Origin of the sequence: Shewanella sp. KT0246 (assembly GCF_019654955.1) — a bacterium.
Lineage (GTDB): Bacteria > Pseudomonadota > Gammaproteobacteria > Enterobacterales > Shewanellaceae > Shewanella > Shewanella goraebulensis.
The window spans coordinates 1-19,657 of the sequence record NZ_BPEV01000024.1; the positions used below are offsets into that span (position 1 = coordinate 1).

Genomic DNA, 19,657 nt, shown 5'->3' on the forward strand with positions numbered 1-19,657 from the left:
CGGAAGAATCTACATCCTGTTTGTTACATATTGCTATGAACACTCATCGTTACATTGATAATAATTTTGATTGCCACCTAAGTGACAATTTCGATTAACTCAACACCTGTGAGTGTCCACACAGATTTACTTGTTTGATTGTTAAAGAGCGTGATATCAATTTTTCAGATATCGCCGTTAGACGCTAGGTCGTTGGCTTGAGGAGGCGTATTCTACACTTCCCGTTGTTGGCGTCAAGCGTTTTTTAAACTAATTTAAAAACTCTTTTCTGCCCGTTAATTATGAAGTTTAAAAGCTTCTTAATTAACACTGATTCGTTGAGCCTATTGGCCTGCCGCCGTGTCAGTGGATGCGCATTATAGGGAGATTCTGAAACCGTGCAAGGGCTTTTTTGAAGATTATTCACTTTAAAGGTTCGCTTGCTGAGATTTTAAACTAATCAGCTATTTTTTATGCTTTTTTAGCAGCAAAGCAGCCCTTTTAGGCCTTATACTTAACCTAATTACATTAATCAGGGATTTTTATATGTTTAGCTCAATTCGTTCTTATCAGGGAATTCATCCTACTTTAGCTGATAATGTCTATGTAGATAGTGCAGCAGTAATCGTTGGTGATATCACATTAGATCATGATGCGAGTATTTGGCCAATGGTTGCAGCTCGTGGTGATGTCAATGTCATAAAGATTGGTAAACGCAGCAATGTTCAGGATGGTTCGGTATTACATGTAACTCGTAAATCACCTTCTAACCCAGAAGGAAATCCATTACTAATTGGTGATGATGTTACGATTGGTCATAAAGCTATGCTTCATGGATGCAGTGTGGGTAATCGCGTTCTCGTTGGTATGGGTGCAATCATTCTTGATGGCGCGGTAATTGAAGATGATGTGATTTTAGGTGCTGGCTCATTGGTTCCACCAGGTAAGATATTACAGAGCGGCTATTTATATGTTGGCAGTCCTTGTAAACAAGTACGCCCACTAACAGAAAAAGAACTCGCTTTCTTGCCCCAATCTGCTGACAACTATGTACGATTAAAAAACGAGTACCTCGTTGACTTGCAGCAGTCGAGCTAATTTACACTCAATCATTAGACATGAATTAAGCCTTGCTCATCGAATGATTCTGATTCGATGAGTATTTCAGCTAAATCCTCTATATCAAATCGAACAAGTTCAAACGCTGCAATTGCTTGTTGTTCATTTTGAATGTTCATCGATGCCATCTTTTCTAGAGTAGCAAGGCTAATTATACACGTCACACTCATACCTTGTACCTGAACAATTAAGGACAGCTGTTTGCTTGCTTGATCCCATTCAACTATATCTGTAAAGATAATACTTTGATTCATACTGCTAACCTTTAAGACAATTGACCACGTAGAGTGTCATGCACCACTTGAGTCTTTGGCATGACTCCACGCCAGATACTAAAGCTCTGTGCAGCTTGCCCAACTAACATTCCTAGACCATCAGCAACTTGATTCGCACCTTGAGATAAGGCCCATTGATTAAACAAGGTCACTTCGGCGCCGTAAGACATGTCGTAACATTGAGTGGCTGAATTAATAATACTTGGAGGTAAGGCAATGAGTTCTCCAGCTAGGCCAGCTGAAGTTGAATTTATAATAAGATCGAAAGGCGAATCTAACTCATCAATTGATTTCGCAGTAACATCACCAAACTCTATAAATAATTCAGCAAGGTTTTGCGCTTTACTATAAGTACGATTACAAATAGTCAGCTTTACACCCGCTTGCAGTAACGGTTTAATACAACCTCTCGCTGCACCACCGGCACCTACAAGTAATAGCCGTTTACCAGCAATTTCGCCAAAGTGCTGTATTACATCGGTTACTAAACCTACGCCATCAGTATTGTCGCCACGAATACGGCCATCAGGTAAATAGATAAGGGTATTTACTGCACCAGCAAGCTTAGCTAAATCACTTAGCTCATCACAAGCTGTAAAGGCTTGCTCTTTAAAAGGCGCAGTTACATTAGCGCCTTTGCCACCAGCAGTAAAAAAAGCCATTAATGATTGAGAGAATTGATCCACCGGCGCAAGAATTGCTTGATAGCTCATCGTTTGCTGAGTTTGTTTAGCAAACTCTGTATGAATATATGGCGATTTACTTTGTGCGATTGGATTGCCAAATACAGCATACTTATCGGTCATCAATATTCTCTCTTTCATCTATAGTTTGTTAGCTCATGCCTTACTTTGTGTAAGCCTGCGGCATTGAGGATTTGGTCATATAGCGGTCACGCAATACATCTTGACGGCTTTCAGTGCTTTGCTCTTCACCGCCAATCCACATTTTCTCAATATGGCTACTGTACTCAAACGGATCGCCACTCCACAGTACGATATCTGCTGGCATTCCAACAGCTATACGCCCAGCATCAAGGTGAAAGGTATCTGCAACATTACTGGTTATCGACGCCATAGCTTCTTGATAATCCATACCATTTGCAACGGCATTACCCGCACTGTAGCGTAAAGCATAATTACCATGAGCATCACCAGGTGTTGCGAGCACCACTTTGACGCCAGCTTTACTTAATTTGCCTGCGTTATCCAGCGAATTATGCAAAGAGTCAAAACTTTCAGGTAAGTTTCTCAGTGCGTCCATCACAACAGGAATACCCGCTTTAGCAATTTCATCAGCCAGTGTGATCGCATCAGCAGCTTCAAGTAATACCAAATCAATGTTAAATCGCTGCTTAAGTTTAATCAGCTGCAGAATATCACTGCCGCGATCAGCATATGCGATTAATGGCTTATCACCACTGAGTACAGCATTAATGATTAACTCTTCTTTAGTTGGATCTTTAGCTGCGTCTTTATCGGACTTTTTGCTTTTTGCCTTAGTAAGTGCTTTTTGACGCTCATCCAATTTATTAATTAGATTTTGCATACCAATAATACGCGAACCGTCATGCTTAGCGCCTAATGACACAAACAATGCTTGCTCGGTTGCAATCACACTGTCCCAATCGCCAGTTAGTGTGACTTCAATTGTTTGTCCCGAAAAGATAGTTTCACCACCACCTGGTGCCACAATATTACGGGTTATCCCACCTTTCCTCGCAAAAGGTATCGCTACGCTTTTTGGATTAAAAGCTAAGCTTGGATCAAAGGTCATATCAGCGGCTTTATCGTTAGTGTCGCGCGTCATTTTCTCTTGGCTCACTTCAACCAGGCCTAGTGAGTTCATCGCACCAATAAAACCTGGGGTTAAAATGCCGCCTTTAGCGTCAATAATCGTGTCGGCAGTCACAACCTCAGGATTTACCTGAATAATTTTACCATCTTCAATAATGACTGATGCATTGGTCAGCACGCCTTGATCTGTCGAGGTATAAATTTTAGCGTTAGTTACCGCCAAGGTGTCTGCTTGAACTATTGCTGGCAATAAACCTGCAAGCATTGAGATAGCAACGAGTGAATAATTAAAATGTTTCAATGTCTTGCTCCTTATTGTTGGCCTAGCATAAAGTCACTTTTTGCTCGATAAGCATCATCTTGTCTATCGAACACTTTAGCCCCGTCGATGAATACTTTATTTACCTGAGCATAAACGCTAAATGGATTGCTATTCCAGATAACTACATCAGCATTTTTACCCACTTCAAGGGAACCGGTTTTATCAGCAATACCTAGAGACTTGGCAGCATTAGAGGTGATCCAGCTGATAACATGCTCTTCAGTTAACTCAAACCCATGTTGATTGGCGCTATACATGATTTTGGCTGTTTCTTGGTTTAAACGTTGAATTGTGCTGCTTGAGTCTGAATGCACCACAGCACAAGAGTTTTTAACCGCATCAACCATTGCTACATTTTCAACGATCATATCGTTGGCTTCCATTTTAAAGCCCCACCAATCTGGCCACATGGCTGCACAATTACCATTTTCGGCAAGTAGATCAGCAATTTTATAGCCTTCAATGGCATGATGGAACGTACCAGAGTGGTAGTTAAATTCTTTGCCTAAGTCCACCATCATCGCCATTTCTTCGGCTTTATAACAATGGTTATGAATTAAGATCTCCCCTTCTAATACACTTTTCAGTGTGTCTTTGGTTAAATCCCGCTCTGGCGCTTGTGGATTTAAACCAGCAGCATAGTCTGACTCATATTTATCCCATGCACGCTTGTATTCTGTAGCTTCGATAAAAGCTTGGCGATAACCAGCCATATTGCCCATTCTCGTCATAGGAGCAACTTTTTGCCCCCTACCATAAGCCCCTTTAGGGTTCTCACCACAGGCCATTTTTAGACCATATGGCGCATCAGGAAATTTCATTGCCTGCATGGTCGTCGCAGGGGTATTTTTTAACGTAACACCACGGCCACCAATTAAGTTGGCTGAGCCAGGAAGAATTTGTAGTGTAGTCACCCCGCCTTCACGAGCGCGGTTAAATGCAGGATCTTGTGGCCAAACACTATGTTCAGCCCAGACTTCTGCTGTATTTGGGTTGGTCACTTCATTGCCGTCATTATGGGCATCAGCGCCAGGGCTTGGGTAAACACCTAAATGTGAGTGCACATCAATAATACCAGGAGTAATCCACATATCTGTTGCATCAACAACTGTAGCACCAGCAATTAACTCACCAGCAAGCTGAGCGCCTAGCGCTTTGATTTTTCCATCAATCATTAATACATCAGCTTGCTCAAGCTTTTCGCCTGTACCAGTGAGCACGGTTGCATTCGTTAATAAAGTTGAGTTACGTGGCAGAGCCTGATAAGTGCTCGGATAAGGATTTTTGTTGATAGTGACTTGTGGATCTTGCTGTTGTGTTTGATTACACCCCAGCAAAGCAACTGATATCGCAATGACCGTAAGAGACGGTGCGAATTTGGACATGTCTTACTCCCTGTTATTATTGTTTTTAATCTAACTCTAATAATTTAACGGGGTTATGAAAGGAAATACAGTCAATGTGTGAATAGATTTGTAGCAAAACATTAACAAATTGGATTTTATGGTTTTATCTTTGTGTGCACCAAGCTATAAAATGTCGCTATAATCATCAAAATAGCAATGAACTCTAATTAGCAGCATTTAATAATGAATTGGTTTAAAAAGATTTTTGCAACTAAGCAACAGCAAGATGATAGAGATCCCTCTCAGTCCAATGCCTATGATTTAATTGGTGGTGAGAAAACAATTCGCTTGATTGCTCATTGTTTTTATCAGCAAATGCAACAACGCACTGACACCCAAAGTTTACTGGCCATTCATCGAGCACCGATTGCTGACTCCGAACAGAAACTATTTGAATTTTTAAGTGGTTGGTTAGGTGGGCCGCAGTTGTACCATCAGAAATACGGCCATCCCGCTTTAAGAGCAAGGCATATGCCATTCGCTATTGATCAAACGATGGTGGATCAATGGTTAACCTGTATGGAACAAGCTATTATTCAGGCAATAAAAAAGCCTGAACATCGACAAGTGATATTTCAGGCCATTTCAACTCTCGCCAATAATATGCGAAATAAAGATTAACTCTCGAGTTTTAACCAGTCTTGTGGCTTAAGGTAACGCTCGTATAATTCAGCTTCTTGAGAGTCTTCCTCTGGCGTAAAGCCATACTCCCAACGTACTAGCGGTGGCATCGACATCAATATTGACTCGGTGCGCCCTCCTGTTTGTAGGCCAAACAATGTGCCTCGGTCATAAACCAAGTTAAATTCAACATAGCGTCCGCGGCGGTATAACTGAAACTGGCGTTCATCATCGTTATATTCAAGCTCTTTGTTACGCTCTACAATTGGCGCATAAGCATTTAAGAATCCGCTTCCCACTGCTTGCATAAATTCAAAGCTTTTTTCAAAACCATGCTCATTGAGATCATCAAAGAATAAGCCACCAACACCACGAGTTTCATTACGATGTGGCAAGAAAAAGTATTCATCACACCATTTCTTATATTTAGGGTAAACATCTTCACCAAATGGTGCACAAATGTCTGCAGCAGTTTGATGCCAAGAAACAACATCTTCCTCGAAAGGATAATAAGGAGTTAAGTCAAACCCTCCGCCAAACCACCAAACAGGATCGGCACCATCTTTATGGGCAATAAAAAATCGCACATTCGCATGTGTCGTCGGAATAAATGGATTATTAGGATGAATAACTAATGAAACGCCCATAGCTTCAAAACTACGGCCAGCTAATTCCGGTCGATGCGCTGTAGCCGAAGCAGGCATGGCAGCGCCCATCACATGAGAAAAATTAACCCCAGCTTGTTCGAACACTTTACCTTTGGTTAATACTCTACTGGTTCCACCTCCGCCTTCAGCACGCTCCCATGACTCGGCTTGAAAAGTTGCTTTACCATCCAAGGCTTCAAGGCCTTCACAAATGCTTGCTTGAAGTGATAACAAATATTGTTTTACTACTGAGGCATCAGGTAGTGCCATATCAAAATCCTTATTGTCCATTACGTAATATTTTACCACTACGGGCATCAATAATTGTCGAAGGCTGGCGTTGTGAACCTAATTCACCCACGACCAGCGCTGTAATATCGTTAGAGAAAGTATGCTCAATTTCAGCAGCAGACATCGCGGGATCATGACCCGCAATATTGGCACTGCTTGATACAAAAGGCTTGTTAACGGTATCGCATAAAGCTCTGACTACAGGGTGCGAAGAAACACGCACGGCAATTGAGTCAAACTCGCCACATAGAAGTTTACTTACACCCGCTTTAATTGGCATAACAAAGGTAAAAGGGCCCGGCCATTTGCTGAATGCAAAAGCGAGTTGGGCTTCAGATAATTGGGACTCGTCGATATAAGGCTTAAGTTGCTGATAGTCACTGGCAACTAAAATTAAGCCTTTTTGCCAAGGTCGCTGCTTTATATCCAGCAATTTTTGAATAGCAGCAAGATTATCAGGATCACACCCAAGGCCATAAACCGCCTCTGTGGGGTAGGCTATAACGCCTCCTTCAACAAACACCTTGTTAATTTCAGATGGCTGCAACCGCTGCATGAAATACCCTTTAACCTTTTTAAATTAATGGCAAATTATACAGACAATACAGATATGAACAAATACTGATATACATTCAGCTAAATGAAAATATTAAAGCGGACGCTTATATTTACAAGATTTTTGAGGACATTCTAAACGGCTACCAGCAGCACCTTTTCGTTCAACCAAAATGCCGAAGTCACATTCAGGACAGATCTCGTTATGTGGCGGGTAGTTCACTAAATATTTGCACTTAGGGTAACTGCTGCAAGCAAAAAAAGTTTTACCATAACGGCTAGTACGCGACTCAAGGTGGCCCTTTTTACAATGTGGGCAGGTTATCTCTTCCGCTTCTGCATCATGATCATGTTTTTCGATATGAGAGCAAGCTGGATAATTAGTGCAGCCAATAAAAATCCCAAATCGACCAGACTTTACAGCGAGCTCATTACCACATTCCGGGCATTCAGAACCTTCAATAACTTGTGTCTCTATTGACTCGTGTTGCACTAGCGGTCGGGTAAAATCACAAGTCGGATAATTATTACAACCAACAAAGCCACCATGTTTGCTATTTTTAACCGACAATTCGCAGCCACACTTAGGGCAGAGCTCAAACTCTTTTTCTAAAGCATGCTCGTGAGCGCTAAATAACTGCTGATCAATTTTAGACATGTGACTCTCAATTAAGATGTAAGACCGAAGCTGAGTTCTGCCTTTCATTTGTTGTATAGAATATAGTAGCAAAAATGAAGATCAAAAAAGGAGGCCTAGCCTCCTTTTTAATCACTTTGTCATAAATAGTGAAACCTTAAGAATGTAAACGGCCATCAGGCTGTTCAAAAATAAGATCTTCCATTTGTTCATAAGCTGATTCGTTACCTGGTACATTAAACAGCACCATCAACACCACCCATTTTAAATCTTCCAAGATTAAGGAGGTTTCGTCTAACGCCATTACACGCTCGATGACCATTTCACGCGTTTCAACAGTCAACACTTGGATTTGCTCTAAAAACAAAATAAAGCCGCGGCTTTCTACATCCAACTTAGCCATTTCGTCTTTGGTATAAATACGAAATGAATGCTGAGCATGATTACACAAGTAAGGCTTATCGCTTTCTTGTAAATCAGCTAAACGCTCTAGCCACGATAAGGCTTTTAAAATGTCAGCTTGATGAAAACCCGCACGGGTTAGCTCTTTAGTAAGTTCATCTTCATCAACTAATAGTTCAACTTCACTATGAACATAGTTCTCAAAAAGATACATGAGGATATCAAACATATGGTTATCTCCTCTCTAGTCTGACGTAACCACCAGGCACTTGCGTAACCCAGCCCTGTAATTCAAGTTCAAGCATTTCTACTAACACCAGATCTATCGACTTCCCGCTATGCTCGACTACCGTGTCTATACTAGTAGTCTCATAACCTACACTAGCTAACAGCGCAGAAAATGGCAAATTTGTTGTATTATCTTCTATATGGTGACGATTAGCGACATCTTCAAGGTGAAAGCTTGTCAATGTGGACAATTCTTCAACAACATCTGCAGCACACTCTACTAATTTCGCCCCATTTTTTAACAAATCATGGCAACCCTGACTGTATCCACCAGCAACAGAACCCGGCACAGCGAACACTTCACGGTTTTGCTCCATGGCTAACCTTGCAGTGATTAATGACCCACTCTTGCGTGTTGCTTCGACTACAATACTGCCAAGAGATAAACCACTTATGATTCGATTGCGCTTGGGGAAGTTACCAGCAAAAGGGCCTATTTTAGGCCAGTATTCACTGACAACACAGCCTGACTGTTGAATCTGCTGATATAAATTACTGTGTCTTTTGGGATAGATACAATCAACTCCAGTACCCAATACGGCAACCGTCGTGCCGTTATTGCCTAATGCCGCTTTATGAGCAGCACCATCTATACCCGTTGCCATACCACTGGTTATCGAAAAACCTAATTGTACCAGCTCCGCAGCCAATGCATTGGCCGTATTCAAACCGCCTACGGATGCATTTCGACTTCCCACCATACCAACAGAAGGTAACAGTAAGCTTTCTAACTGACCTTTCACGAAAAGTACTGAGGGAGGATCTGAGATTTGCTTCAATAATGCAGGATATTCGGGATCGGAAAGGCACAGAATATGGTGGTTGGAGGATTGTTGTTGCCATTCAAGCGCGGCATCAACTTTGTCAAAGTCTATCTGACATTGTGAAAGCAGCTTTGCCGATAGCGGCAAAGACTGCTTTTCGAACTCTAAACGTTGCCTTAATTCCTCAACATCCATTTGAGTCAGCAATTGTTGAATCCGAGCGGGTCCTAGCCCGGATACTGCACAAACAACTAGCCAGTCGACCAGCTTATCAGATATTTATTCGCCTCTTAAGTCAGTACTTTTGGGCGAGACCAATTTGTCATCAACACGCACAGGACGTTCATTTGCAACAATAATAGCCATACTGGTTTTTTCAAAGACTTTGAATACCATTAATTTACCGTGATAAACATCAGGCATCATGTAAACATCATCATCTGACACTTTAGCTTTCATACGGTCATAAGCACTACGTTCAAGTGTTGATACAGGCATACCATCACCATTAATAACTATTTGCTCACCATTACGATAGATTGAAAAAACATGTCCAGTCTCAATATTGTCTTGCTCACCTTTATCTAAGTAAACAATATCCAACTTACCGACTTCTCGAATATCTTTTTCAAGTGCAATGACATTAGCAGGAGCGGTTTCTGGAGCAGCTTTAGGAATAAAATAAGCCGACATCAACGCTTCGTCCTCGACAGGTGCAACCCTAAAACCTGCTTTGGTTTCACGTAAGCTACTTAAAAGCTGCACTTTTGAAATTGCGCCTGATTCCGTCACCCGACCACTAGCCGTTAAGATAATTTCTTGTCCTAAAGTATCGCCAGTTTCTTTATCTAGAAACTCACGACCTTCTAGATAAATAGCAAGTTTCTCACCAACGGGTAAATTCGCATTAATATAAACCACATCGTTAACCACATGATGACGTGATTCTCTTTCGCCATCCAATATCATCGGCAATCCTGCTACCCACTCAGGGTCAACAATGCGGTTCTGGACTAAATACGGTTGAATTAAAGCAAGATCAATAGCTGGAATTGGGCCACCTTTGGCACTAATACGCCCTTCTGGTCCTTTTTTGATATGCTGTTTTAATACCAAGCGAGGTTCACCATCGATAAATACGAGAGTTAATCTATCGCCAGGATAAATAAGATGTGGATTCGCAATCTGTGGATTTGCGCCCCATAATTTAGGCCAACGCCAAGGATCATCTAAAAAGAAAGCTGAGATATCCCAGAGGGTATCACCTTTCTTAACGATATATGAGTCAGGGTGACCTGACTTTAATGTTAATGTATCTGCATTAACTAACAGTGTACTAAGTGTCAAAAACGCGAGTAAAAATATCCGTTTCATGGTTCATTCCATGTGTTTAGCTCTTTATTAGAGCTTTTGCTGTTATTGATGGTCAGTAAGGATTAAAATTAACCCATTAACTTAGTCAGTATAGCTAACTGGCTGAAATTTGACAGACTTGTTAAGAGTTTATATATGCCATTATTAAAAGTTTTACGCTTTCCAGACGAAAGATTACGTACTGTAGCCAAGCCAGTAACCGATTTCGGCGAAGGACTACAAACCCAAATAGATAACATGTTAGAAACAATGTATGAAGAAAAAGGCATTGGTTTAGCGGCAACCCAAGTGGATTTCCATCAACAATTGATAGTGATGGACTTACAAGACGAGGTAGATCGTCCAACAATTTTCATTAATCCTGAAATTATTGCTAAAAGCGGCGATTTCACAAATGAAGAAGGTTGTTTATCGGTTCCTGGTATTTATGCCAAAGTTGATCGCTCTGAATTTGTCACTTTGAAAGCGTTAGACCGTAACGGTGAAGAATTCACAGTTGAAGCGGACGAGTTATTTGCTATCTGTCTTCAGCATGAAATGGATCATCTACAAGGTAAGCTTTTCGTTGATTACTTATCAAAGATGAAACGTGACCGCATTAAGAAAAAGCTTGAGAAAGAAGCACGTTTAGAAGCTAAAGAAGCATAGGACTCCATTTGAAACCGTTAAATATTATCTTTGCTGGTACCCCTGACTTTGCAGCTTTACACCTGCAAGCCCTTATCGACTCCGAACATAATGTGGTTGCGGTATACTCGCAACCAGATAGACCTGCAGGTCGAGGCAAAAAGCTCCAAGCAAGCCCAGTTAAGCAGTTGGCTGTTGCTAATGACATTCCTGTTTATCAGCCACCTTCGCTTCGCAAAGAGGAAGCTCAAACTGAGCTTGCCTCTTTAAATGCCGATATTATGGTGGTTGTGGCTTATGGGTTAATCCTGCCAAAGATAGTATTAGACACTCCTCGCTTAGGTTGCATTAACGTCCATGGTTCTATTTTGCCTAGATGGCGAGGCGCCGCACCTATTCAACGTGCTTTATGGGCCGGTGATAGTGAAACTGGTGTGACGATTATGCAAATGGACATCGGTCTAGATACCGGTGACATGCTGTTAAAAACCTCATTAAAAATTGAAGATACTGATACTTCAGCCACTTTATACAGCAAACTTGCTGAGCAAGGTCCTGCTGCGCTCATAGAAGCATTAGTGGGTATTAGTGATGGCTCAATCATCCCAGAAGTACAAGATGAAGCGTTAGCTAATTACGCTGAAAAATTGTCAAAAGAAGAAGCGCAAATCGATTGGAGCAAGGACGCTAAACTGCTCTGGCAAGAAATTCGCGCGTTCAATCCTTGGCCTGCAAGTCACTTTTCACTGCAAGGAAATACTATTAAGGTTTGGCAAGCGCATTACTCTGCCGAGCAAACTAATGCAGCCCCGGGAACGATTATTGAAAGTAATAAGCAAGGCGTCACTGTTGCGACAGGTAACGGCACGCTGCAGCTGCAAGTTATGCAACTACCAGGCAAGAAGCAAATGCCTGTGGCAGATATTTTAAATTCTCGCGCAGAATGGTTTGCTAAAGGCACCTGCTTTATTAGCGCTGATGAACACAAAGAGGCACAAGCTTAATGAATGTTAGAGCCCTTGCTGCAAGAGCCATTTTCAATGTGTTAGAAAAAGGTATCTCGCTATCAGTTGCCCTGCCAGATCAACAACAGCACTTAGAAAACGGTAAGGATAAAGCGCTATTAGCTGAGCTTTGTTATGGTGTAATGCGCCAATTACCGCAATTAGACAAGTGCGTTAGTGACTGTTTAAGTAAGCCATTTAAAGGCAAACAACGAGTATTGCACCAATTACTTTTAGTCGGTTGCTACCAACTCTACTTCACTCGTATTCCTGCTCATGCCGCGATTTCAGAAACTGCCGAAGCCTGTCGACAAATGAAATTTGATGGTCTTGTCAAAGTCATCAATGGTGTTTTGCGCAACATTCAGCGCAAAGATGCACCATTAAATACAGACAATGACACGTTAAAATACAACACACCAGCTTGGTTTATAAAGCGCCTTAAAAGTGCTTACCCAGCAAACTGGGCTGAGATCATTGAGCAAAGCCATCAACGTCCTCCGATGTGGTTGCGTAACAATCAATTATCGCAAACCCGCGATAGTTACTTAAGCCAACTTGCTGAACAAGACATTGAAGCAACGGCTGGTGATAGTGATGATGCTATTTTATTAGCTGCGCCAAAAGATGTCATGCAATTACCCGGCTTTGCTGAAGGTTCTGCATCAGTTCAAGATGGAGCAGCTCAATGGGCCGCAACCTTATTAGCCCCTCAGGCAAATGAGCAAGTTCTTGATGCTTGCGCAGCACCTGGCGGTAAAACCTGTCACACCATCGAGTGTGAGGCTAGTATTTCAATGGTAGCCGTTGATTTTGATGCTAAACGTTTAGAGCGAGTGCAACAAAATCTGGACAGATTAAATTTAAAAGCGCAAGTTATTCATGGTGATGCAGCCGATATTGATAGTTGGTGGCAAGGTGATAAGTTTGACCGCATTCTATTAGATGCACCTTGCTCAGCAACTGGCGTTATCCGTCGCCACCCCGATATTAAATGGTTACGTAAAAATAGCGATATTGAAGAACTAGCTCTACTACAACAGCAAATCATTGATCATTGCTGGAAATGGCTAAAACCAGGCGGCACCATGCTATATGCGACCTGCTCGATTTTGCCCCAAGAGAATAGTCAGCAAATAGAACAGTTTTTACAGCGCACACCCGATGCGACATTAGTACCGATTGCTCAGCAATCGTCAGTTGACGACATTGGATGGCAAATCCTACCCGGTCAAAACAATATGGATGGCTTTTATTACGCCCGCTTAGTTAAAGCGGATTAAGCGTGTTATAGCAGGGATACCAGCACAGTAATGAAGATTATTATTTTAGGCGCAGGACAAGTTGGCGGTACACTCGCTGAAAACCTTGTTGGCGAGAACAACGATATTACCCTTGTTGATAATGACCGAACTCGGGTTAAATATTTACAAGATAAGTTCGACTTGCAGACGGTTATTGGCCACGGTGCACACCCAAGCACCTTGAAAAAAGCCGGCGCAGAAGATGCAGACATGCTCATTGCTGTGACCAATAGCGACGAATGTAATATGGCGGCATGCCATATTGCTTATAGCTTATTTGGCACACCAACCAAAATTGCTCGTATCCGCTCAGAAGCCTATTTAGACCTTCAAGAAAAGCTCTTCATCAATACCGAAGTAAAAGGCAGTGATGCTAAAACCCGTGGTGGTTTTGTTATTGATGAACTCATCGCACCTGAACAACTGGTCACATCCTACATTGAACGCTTAGTGCAGTACCCTGGTGCGTTACAGGTGCTTCAGTTTGCCCGTGGAAAGCTTAGTTTAGTTGCTGTAAAAGCCTATTATGGTGGCCCATTAGTGGGTAACGCTCTGGCTGCACTTCGTGAACACATGCCTAACATTGATACCCGCGTTGCGGCTATTTTCCGTAAAGGCAAAGCCATTATGCCCCGTGGAACTACGATTATTGAAGCCGATGATGAAGTCTTCTTTGTTGCTGATACTCGCCACGTTCGCGCGGTAATGAGCGAGATGCAAAAGCTGGATAATTCATACCGTAATATCATGATTGCGGGTGGTGGTAATATTGGCTTTGGTTTAGCTAAGCGCCTACAAAAAAATCATTCAGTCAAACTGATTGAGCACAGTTTAGAGCGGGCTGAAAGCCTGTCTGAAAAACTCGAAAACTGCACCGTGTTTAATGGTGACGCTTCGGATCAGGAACTGTTACTTGAAGAGCACATAGATCAAACCGATGTCTTTATTGCCGTCACCAATGATGACGAAGCTAATATCATGTCTGCACTGCTAGCGAAACGTATGGGCGCCAAAAAGGTCATGGTGCTTATTCAACGAGAGGCCTATGTGGATATCGTTCAAGAAGCCAATATTGATATCGCCATTTCTCCTCAGCAAACCACAATCTCTGCTTTACTAACTCATATTCGCCAAGGCGATATCTGTAACGTATATTCATTACGACGTGGCGCTGCTGAAGCGATTGAAGCCATTGCTCATGGTAACTCATCGACGTCTAAAGTTGTCGGTAAGCAAATCAGCGACATCAAACTTCCGCCAGGGACGACCATCGGTGCAATTGTGCGAAATGATGAAGTAATCATGGGCCACGATAAAACCATTATCGAAGAAGGAGATCATGTGATTTTATTCTTAGTAAACAAGAAATTTATTGGCGATGTAGAAAAGCTATTCCAACCGAGTGCGTTTTTCTTCTAGCGACCCATGCTAAATTTAAAGCCGCTGCTATTTGTCGTTGGTATATTTTTATCTATTCTCACCGGTTTCATGCTGGTGCCAATGGCTTTTGCGCTTTTTTACCACGAAGAAACCATCGGTGACTTTATGATGTCCGGGTTGTTTACCGGGTTAGTCGCCATTCTTTGTATTCAAACTGGGCGAACGAAACACGTTAACCTCAACATTCGTGATATGTTTTTTCTCACCACCATCACCTGGTTAATTGTCAGTTTATTTGCAGCATTACCCTTTACGCTTTATCACGGTATCAACTATACCGACGCCTTTTTTGAAACTATGTCTGGCATTACGACTACTGGTTCAACCGTGTTGTCGGGGCTTGATGACATGGACCACAGCATATTAATTTGGCGCTCATTATTACAATGGCTCGGCGGTATTGGTTTTATCGTCATGGCAGTGGCTATTTTGCCCTTTCTCAATGTCGGTGGTATGCGCTTATTTCGCACAGAATCTTCCGACTGGGGAGATAAAACTACCCCTCGTACCCAACATATGGCTAAACACCTATTCAAAATCTATGTGTTACTTACAATCATTTGTGCTTTGGCTTATCACATGTCGGGAATGCATTGGTTTGAAGCGATTAATCATGCAATGACCACCCTTTCAACGGGCGGTTATTCAACTTCCGACAGTTCAATGTCTTCATTTACCCCTACTGCGCATTGGGTAGGTGTTTTATTTATGGCGGCTGGTGGATTACCTTTATTAATGTTCGTTCAGGCGATTCAACAGCGCTCATTTAAAGTGTGGAACGATGAGCAAGTAAAAGGCTTCATTAAGTTTATTACGTTTGCCTCTATTGGCCTTGGCACTTGGTTATGGCTAAAGTCCGATATGGATTACCTAGATGCATTGAGGCTTTCTAGCTTCAATGTCGTTTCAGTCGTAACAACAACGGGGTATGGTCTGACGGATTACCAAGCATGGGGAGCATTCGCTAGCCTAGCGTTTTTATTTCTGATGTTTGTTGGTAGTTGCTCAGGCTCGACATCTGGTGGCATAAAAATATTCCGCTTTCAGATATCCATAAAGGTCATGTACCAACAACTAACTCAGCAGTTTCACCCACAAGCCGTAATTAAAAAACGCTATAACAGTCGCACTATCGATAACGATATCATTCGTTCAATAATGGCATTTATTATGTTATTCCTACTGATGATTTTATTACTGACAGCCATCTTAGTGTTAACGGGTTTAGATGCTATCACCAGTATTACTGGTGCTATCACCGCTGTAACAAATGTTGGGCCAGGATTGGGGCCTGTTATCGGTCCTGCAGGAAACTTTTCTAGCTTGCCGGATATTGCGAAATGGGCTTTAGCCTTTGGGATGTTATTAGGCAGACTTGAGATAATTACTGTAGCAGTGCTATTTGCGCCCAAGTTCTGGAAATACTAGCTTTGGAAGTACTAGTTTTGGAAATACTAACGTTTCGATATTCACGCATTAAGTAACAGTGTCAGTGGTATTATCAACTACTTTTTTATTTCTTTCAGGCAATAAAAAGGTGACGCCTTTATAGCATCACCTATCAACTTTTCTTTATTATCTTTGAGAAAGCTTTTGAGTCGGCTTTTGAACAAGCTTGACTAAAATGTCTTAGCTCACCGCTTCAGGCTTAATCAAGCTAACAACATGATCAGCATAAACTTTGACGTCATCCCAATCAGTGTAATCAATCACTGTAGATGGATCGGTCGGGCCATCGGTCATTTTCATGATTAAACGAATGGCTAAACTGTCATACCAAGTCCAAGACGGGTAATTAACTTTTCCGGGAATAATCTTCACATCTTGTGGTGTCCAAGGCGAAAGCTCGATGAACTTTTGTAGATATTTATTATTCTCAGGAATACGTTTCTCTGGTTTACGAGCAACCACATTGACACAGAAGAAGCTATTCGGTTTATTGCTTAACTCAGCTTGATAGCGCGTTACAAATTCAAATACTGACTTATGGTAAGAGCCATAAAGAACGCAAGCACCAAGTGCAATTGCATCATAGCTAGCCCAATCAATGTCAGCATGATTATTATCAAGAATATTGACCACATCACACTGATGACCATTGTGTACAATCTGCTCAGCTATCGCACGACTAATTTGCGCCGTATGACCGCCTCTTGAGTAATAAATCACTAATGTTTTTGCCATTTTTACACCGATGGTTGCTCTAATAGGCAATCATTGTGGCAAAAAAAGCCATTTCAATCGTGCTCTTTGATCACAAATTAGAAATGACTCATATATTTGAACGATAAAATTGAGATCTGGGTTAGCCAGCAGTATGATGCCAATTAAGTAATAAATTAAAGTATATAGTCAGGTAAGGTATATAGATGTCTGAAAATATTGATGTAGATTCGATGTTAGGTAGTGCGGAAATGGCAGCCAAATGGCTAAAGGCTATTGCTAACCCGTATCGTTTGATGATCTTGTGTTTATTACTCGACAAAGAACACAGCGTGACTGAGCTTAACGAGAAGGTGCCACTAAGCCAATCAGCGTTGTCACAACACCTTGCAGTCATTCGAGCCCAAGATTTAGTGAATACTCGTAAAAGCTCGCAAAATGTTTACTATACATTGAAGAATGAAGAAGTGACCGAAGTCATTTCCATTTTACATCGTTTATATTGCGCTAAGTAGCTTGCTTTTTCTCTGCTGTATCAGGCTTTGACTCTAGCTCAAAGCCTAGCTTTCCCCTTCTAAAGACTCAATGTTTAGAGCAGCTTAAACTCGTTAGCAAACTCATCCACCTTTTGCCAATCAGTAAACTCATAGGTACCTTTGGTATCGGTGGGCCCTTTAGTCATCCACATAATAAAGCGAATCATGACTCTGTCGATGGTTCGATATTTAGGGTAATCAATTTTGCCAGCAAACACGCCCAGAAGTTTAGGTTTCCAAGTAGAAAGCGTTAAGAACTTTTGCATGTAGGGGTTAGTTTCTGGAGTGTTTTTCTCAGACTTTCTTGCCACAACATTTACAGTAAAAAAAGCGCTGTTAACCTTCTCTAAAGTCGCAGCATGCTGAGTAATAAATTCAAATAATGCTGGTCGATGCTTACCATAACGAATACTCGCACCAATTAAAATCTTATCAAAATTTTCTAATACCAATGAGTCAGCTTGCTCAAGGGAAGCTATTGTCACTTGCTCGTCTGTTATTTCTAATTGCTGTTTTATCTTCTCGCATATTGCCAGTGTTTGACCGTCAACGGTTGAGTAAATAATAAGGTTGTTCGACATTTTAATTCCTTGTAAATGGCCATTCCCTGTCAGTGAAGAAAAAATAAATTAGTTTTTCCAAAAAGTCGGCGTAAACAGCACTAACAAGGTAAACACTTCAAGACGACCAAATAGCATCGCCAATACTAGCACCCATTTAGCACCATCTGTCACACTGGCATAGTTACTGGCAACATCACCTAAACCTGGACCTAAGTTATTAATACTGGCCGCTGTGGCACTAAATGCGGTAATGGCATCCATCTCCATTGCCATTAGCAATACCATACAAACCACAAACACTAATGCATAAGCAGAGAAGAATCCCCAAACCGCATCAATCACACGGTCAGGCAATGCCGAACCACCAATTCGAATCGAATACATGGCTTTTGGATGAATAAGCCGTTTCATCTCGCGCGAACCTTGTAGCAGCAGTAACACGAAGCGAATAACTTTCATGCCGCCACCAGTAGAACCGGCACAACCACCAATAAAGCTAGAGAAGATCAATAAGATTGGCAAAAACAGCGGCCACGAATGAAAGCTTTCAGTACCAAAACCCGCAGTCGTTGAAATTGACACCACTTGGAAAAAAGCATAATCAAGTGTTTGTTCTGGAGTATCATAAATACCCGAACTATAAAGCGTGGCAAAACATATTGCTGTTAACGCTAATTGAATTCCGATTAATGCTTTAAATTCTGCATCACGAAAGTAAACTTTAAAGTTAATTCCGCGCCAACTAAAAGCAGCAAAGTGCAAACTAAAATTCACCGCAGCAATCAATAAGAATACAGCACAAATCACGTTAATCAGTGGGCTATCAAAATAACCGATACTGGCATCGTGAGTCGAAAAACCACCAATGGCAATTGTCGAAAATGAATGACAAATAGCGTCAAAACCACTCATACCAGCAAAGTAAAATGCAGTTGCACAAGCCACGGTTAATAATAGATAGATATACCAAAGCGCTTTCGCTGTTTCAGCAATCCTGGGTTTCATCTTGCTGTCTTTAACAGGTCCAGGGATTTCCGCTTTATATAGCTGCATCCCACCAATACCTAATAGCGGCAAAATAGCCACCGCCAGCACAATGATACCCATGCCGCCCATCCACTGTAGTAGATGACGATAGAATAAAATGGCTTTAGGCAAGTCATCGAGGCCAACAATCACTGTTGCACCAGTAGTGGTTAACGCGGAAAAGGATTCAAAAAAGCTGTCAGTCCAACTGAGATTGGGCTCTGTGGAGAAAATAAATGGCAGTGCACCAATGGAACCAAGAACGGTCCAGAATAGCACCACAATAAGGAAGCCTTCGCGAGTTCGCAAATCCCCCTTTTGACGACGGTTGGGATACCACAATAAAAAGCCTAAAAATAAGCTAACACAAAATGCCTGAATAAAAGCAGTGCCGCCGCCATCTTGATAAAGAATGGCAACCAATGCTGGCGGCAACATGGTGATAGAAAATAATCCCATCAACAAGCCGGTTATTCTGATAATTGTTTTATATTGCATTTATTATTGCACTAGTTTGC

Annotated in this window: 21 protein-coding genes; 8 read left to right on the forward strand and 13 right to left on the reverse strand. The window is 41.7% G+C overall.

The genetic code is table 11. The annotated features are described in order from the left end of the window. Positions 1-525: 525 nt before the first annotated feature. Positions 526-1,077: a gamma carbonic anhydrase family protein gene (locus K5Q58_RS12965; RefSeq protein ID WP_220754354.1), complete on the forward strand. Its 552-nt coding sequence runs from the start codon at positions 526-528 to the stop codon at positions 1,075-1,077. A 14-nt stretch (positions 1,078-1,091) separates the two neighbouring features. Here K5Q58_RS12965 and K5Q58_RS12970 read toward each other — a convergent pair whose 3' ends face one another. Genes K5Q58_RS12970 through K5Q58_RS12985 form a run of 4 tightly spaced genes read right to left on the reverse strand, consistent with a single transcriptional unit; the run spans position 1,092 to position 4,876 of the window. Next, the gene (locus K5Q58_RS12970) at positions 1,092-1,352 is read right to left on the reverse strand and encodes a DUF1488 domain-containing protein (protein WP_220754355.1); all 261 of its coding nucleotides are present in this window, start codon (positions 1,350-1,352) and stop codon (positions 1,092-1,094) included. Positions 1,353-1,363: 11 nt separating this feature from the next. Continuing rightward, a complete protein-coding gene (aroE, locus tag K5Q58_RS12975; RefSeq protein WP_220754356.1) occupies positions 1,364-2,179 on the reverse strand; it encodes a shikimate dehydrogenase in 816 nt (271 codons plus the stop codon). 40 nt (positions 2,180-2,219) lie between these two features. Next, complete coding sequence (locus K5Q58_RS12980) at positions 2,220-3,434, reverse strand: amidohydrolase family protein (protein WP_220754428.1); 1,215 nt, start codon at positions 3,432-3,434, stop codon at positions 2,220-2,222. Between the two features lie 47 nt (positions 3,435-3,481). After that, positions 3,482-4,876: an amidohydrolase gene (locus K5Q58_RS12985; protein WP_220754357.1), complete on the reverse strand. Its 1,395-nt coding sequence runs from the start codon at positions 4,874-4,876 to the stop codon at positions 3,482-3,484. A 204-nt stretch (positions 4,877-5,080) separates the two neighbouring features. Here K5Q58_RS12985 and K5Q58_RS12990 point away from each other — a divergent pair, with 204 nt between their 5' ends. Beyond that, positions 5,081-5,518: a group II truncated hemoglobin gene (locus K5Q58_RS12990; protein ID WP_220754358.1), complete on the forward strand. Its 438-nt coding sequence runs from the start codon at positions 5,081-5,083 to the stop codon at positions 5,516-5,518. Here K5Q58_RS12990 and hemF read toward each other — a convergent pair. From hemF to K5Q58_RS13020, 6 genes are all read right to left on the reverse strand, one after another. After that, a complete protein-coding gene (hemF, locus tag K5Q58_RS12995; protein WP_220754359.1) occupies positions 5,515-6,435 on the reverse strand; it encodes an oxygen-dependent coproporphyrinogen oxidase in 921 nt (306 codons plus the stop codon). The genes K5Q58_RS12990 and hemF overlap by 4 nt on opposite strands. A gap of 10 nt (positions 6,436-6,445) precedes the next feature. After that, entirely contained in the window at positions 6,446-7,012 is a 567-nt protein-coding gene (locus K5Q58_RS13000; protein WP_220754360.1) for an L-threonylcarbamoyladenylate synthase, read from the reverse strand. A 93-nt stretch (positions 7,013-7,105) separates the two neighbouring features. Continuing rightward, complete coding sequence (locus K5Q58_RS13005; RefSeq protein WP_220754361.1) at positions 7,106-7,669, reverse strand: type I DNA topoisomerase; 564 nt, start codon at positions 7,667-7,669, stop codon at positions 7,106-7,108. Between the two features lie 136 nt (positions 7,670-7,805). After that, positions 7,806-8,279, reverse strand: a complete 474-nt coding sequence (locus K5Q58_RS13010; RefSeq protein WP_220754362.1) for a DUF494 family protein — start codon at positions 8,277-8,279, stop codon at positions 7,806-7,808. A gap of 4 nt (positions 8,280-8,283) precedes the next feature. Continuing rightward, complete coding sequence (gene dprA, locus K5Q58_RS13015; RefSeq protein ID WP_220754429.1) at positions 8,284-9,297, reverse strand: DNA-processing protein DprA; 1,014 nt, start codon at positions 9,295-9,297, stop codon at positions 8,284-8,286. A gap of 84 nt (positions 9,298-9,381) precedes the next feature. After that, the gene (locus tag K5Q58_RS13020) at positions 9,382-10,476 is read right to left on the reverse strand and encodes a LysM peptidoglycan-binding domain-containing protein (RefSeq protein ID WP_220754363.1); all 1,095 of its coding nucleotides are present in this window, start codon (positions 10,474-10,476) and stop codon (positions 9,382-9,384) included. A gap of 135 nt (positions 10,477-10,611) precedes the next feature. Between K5Q58_RS13020 and def the strand changes: the two genes are divergently transcribed. From def to K5Q58_RS13045, 5 genes are read left to right on the forward strand one after another with little or no spacing between them, the layout of a single operon-like run. After that, positions 10,612-11,124 (forward strand): peptide deformylase, encoded by a 513-nt coding sequence (gene def / locus K5Q58_RS13025; RefSeq protein ID WP_220754364.1) that lies wholly within the window; start codon positions 10,612-10,614, stop codon positions 11,122-11,124. A gap of 8 nt (positions 11,125-11,132) precedes the next feature. Continuing rightward, a complete protein-coding gene (gene fmt / locus K5Q58_RS13030; protein WP_220754365.1) occupies positions 11,133-12,107 on the forward strand; it encodes a methionyl-tRNA formyltransferase in 975 nt (324 codons plus the stop codon). After that, on the forward strand, positions 12,107-13,390 hold the full coding sequence (rsmB, locus tag K5Q58_RS13035; protein ID WP_220754366.1) for a 16S rRNA (cytosine(967)-C(5))-methyltransferase RsmB: 1,284 nt from the start codon (positions 12,107-12,109) through the stop codon (positions 13,388-13,390). Before fmt ends, rsmB begins: the two co-directional genes overlap by 1 nt. A 30-nt stretch (positions 13,391-13,420) precedes the next feature. Next, positions 13,421-14,830: a Trk system potassium transporter TrkA gene (gene trkA, locus K5Q58_RS13040; protein WP_153915666.1), complete on the forward strand. Its 1,410-nt coding sequence runs from the start codon at positions 13,421-13,423 to the stop codon at positions 14,828-14,830. Between the two features lie 6 nt (positions 14,831-14,836). Further along, on the forward strand, positions 14,837-16,279 hold the full coding sequence (locus K5Q58_RS13045; protein WP_220754367.1) for a TrkH family potassium uptake protein: 1,443 nt from the start codon (positions 14,837-14,839) through the stop codon (positions 16,277-16,279). A 201-nt stretch (positions 16,280-16,480) separates the two neighbouring features. On the opposite strand, the gene hemG (K5Q58_RS13050) is transcribed toward K5Q58_RS13045, so the two are convergent. Further along, complete coding sequence (hemG, locus tag K5Q58_RS13050) at positions 16,481-17,035, reverse strand: menaquinone-dependent protoporphyrinogen IX dehydrogenase (RefSeq protein WP_220754368.1); 555 nt, start codon at positions 17,033-17,035, stop codon at positions 16,481-16,483. A gap of 185 nt (positions 17,036-17,220) precedes the next feature. On the opposite strand from hemG (K5Q58_RS13050), the gene K5Q58_RS13055 reads away from it, so the two are divergent. After that, positions 17,221-17,529, forward strand: coding sequence for a metalloregulator ArsR/SmtB family transcription factor (locus K5Q58_RS13055; RefSeq protein WP_220754369.1), 309 nt, complete (start codon positions 17,221-17,223; stop codon positions 17,527-17,529). Positions 17,530-17,603: 74 nt separating this feature from the next. Here the strand turns inward: K5Q58_RS13055 and hemG (K5Q58_RS13060) are convergent, their stop codons facing one another. Further along, positions 17,604-18,131, reverse strand: coding sequence for a menaquinone-dependent protoporphyrinogen IX dehydrogenase (gene hemG / locus K5Q58_RS13060; RefSeq protein ID WP_220754370.1), 528 nt, complete (start codon positions 18,129-18,131; stop codon positions 17,604-17,606). 48 nt (positions 18,132-18,179) lie between these two features. Further along, positions 18,180-19,637: a TrkH family potassium uptake protein gene (locus tag K5Q58_RS13065; protein WP_220754371.1), complete on the reverse strand. Its 1,458-nt coding sequence runs from the start codon at positions 19,635-19,637 to the stop codon at positions 18,180-18,182. Between the last annotated feature and the right edge of the window lie 20 nt (positions 19,638-19,657).

Coding starts and splice junctions, on each gene's coding strand:
- K5Q58_RS13055 (WP_220754369.1), top strand. CDS start 17,221: ATGTCTGAAAATATTGATGTAGATTCGATGTTAGGTAGTGCGGAAATG.
- K5Q58_RS13010 (WP_220754362.1), bottom strand. CDS start 8,279: ATGTTTGATATCCTCATGTATCTTTTTGAGAACTATGTTCATAGTGAA.
- dprA (WP_220754429.1), bottom strand. CDS start 9,297: ATGGATGTTGAGGAATTAAGGCAACGTTTAGAGTTCGAAAAGCAGTCT.
- K5Q58_RS13005 (WP_220754361.1), bottom strand. CDS start 7,669: ATGTCTAAAATTGATCAGCAGTTATTTAGCGCTCACGAGCATGCTTTA.
- K5Q58_RS12970 (WP_220754355.1), bottom strand. CDS start 1,352: ATGAATCAAAGTATTATCTTTACAGATATAGTTGAATGGGATCAAGCA.
- K5Q58_RS12990 (WP_220754358.1), top strand. CDS start 5,081: ATGAATTGGTTTAAAAAGATTTTTGCAACTAAGCAACAGCAAGATGAT.
- K5Q58_RS13065 (WP_220754371.1), bottom strand. CDS start 19,637: ATGCAATATAAAACAATTATCAGAATAACCGGCTTGTTGATGGGATTA.
- K5Q58_RS13000 (WP_220754360.1), bottom strand. CDS start 7,012: ATGCAGCGGTTGCAGCCATCTGAAATTAACAAGGTGTTTGTTGAAGGA.
- rsmB (WP_220754366.1), top strand. CDS start 12,107: ATGAATGTTAGAGCCCTTGCTGCAAGAGCCATTTTCAATGTGTTAGAA.
- def (WP_220754364.1), top strand. CDS start 10,612: ATGCCATTATTAAAAGTTTTACGCTTTCCAGACGAAAGATTACGTACT.
- K5Q58_RS12985 (WP_220754357.1), bottom strand. CDS start 4,876: ATGTCCAAATTCGCACCGTCTCTTACGGTCATTGCGATATCAGTTGCT.
- K5Q58_RS12965 (WP_220754354.1), top strand. CDS start 526: ATGTTTAGCTCAATTCGTTCTTATCAGGGAATTCATCCTACTTTAGCT.
- hemG (WP_220754370.1), bottom strand. CDS start 18,131: ATGTCGAACAACCTTATTATTTACTCAACCGTTGACGGTCAAACACTG.
- aroE (WP_220754356.1), bottom strand. CDS start 2,179: ATGACCGATAAGTATGCTGTATTTGGCAATCCAATCGCACAAAGTAAA.
- hemF (WP_220754359.1), bottom strand. CDS start 6,435: ATGGCACTACCTGATGCCTCAGTAGTAAAACAATATTTGTTATCACTT.
- hemG (WP_220754368.1), bottom strand. CDS start 17,035: ATGGCAAAAACATTAGTGATTTATTACTCAAGAGGCGGTCATACGGCG.
- K5Q58_RS13045 (WP_220754367.1), top strand. CDS start 14,837: ATGCTAAATTTAAAGCCGCTGCTATTTGTCGTTGGTATATTTTTATCT.
- trkA (WP_153915666.1), top strand. CDS start 13,421: ATGAAGATTATTATTTTAGGCGCAGGACAAGTTGGCGGTACACTCGCT.
- K5Q58_RS12980 (WP_220754428.1), bottom strand. CDS start 3,434: ATGCTTGCAGGTTTATTGCCAGCAATAGTTCAAGCAGACACCTTGGCG.
- K5Q58_RS13020 (WP_220754363.1), bottom strand. CDS start 10,476: ATGAAACGGATATTTTTACTCGCGTTTTTGACACTTAGTACACTGTTA.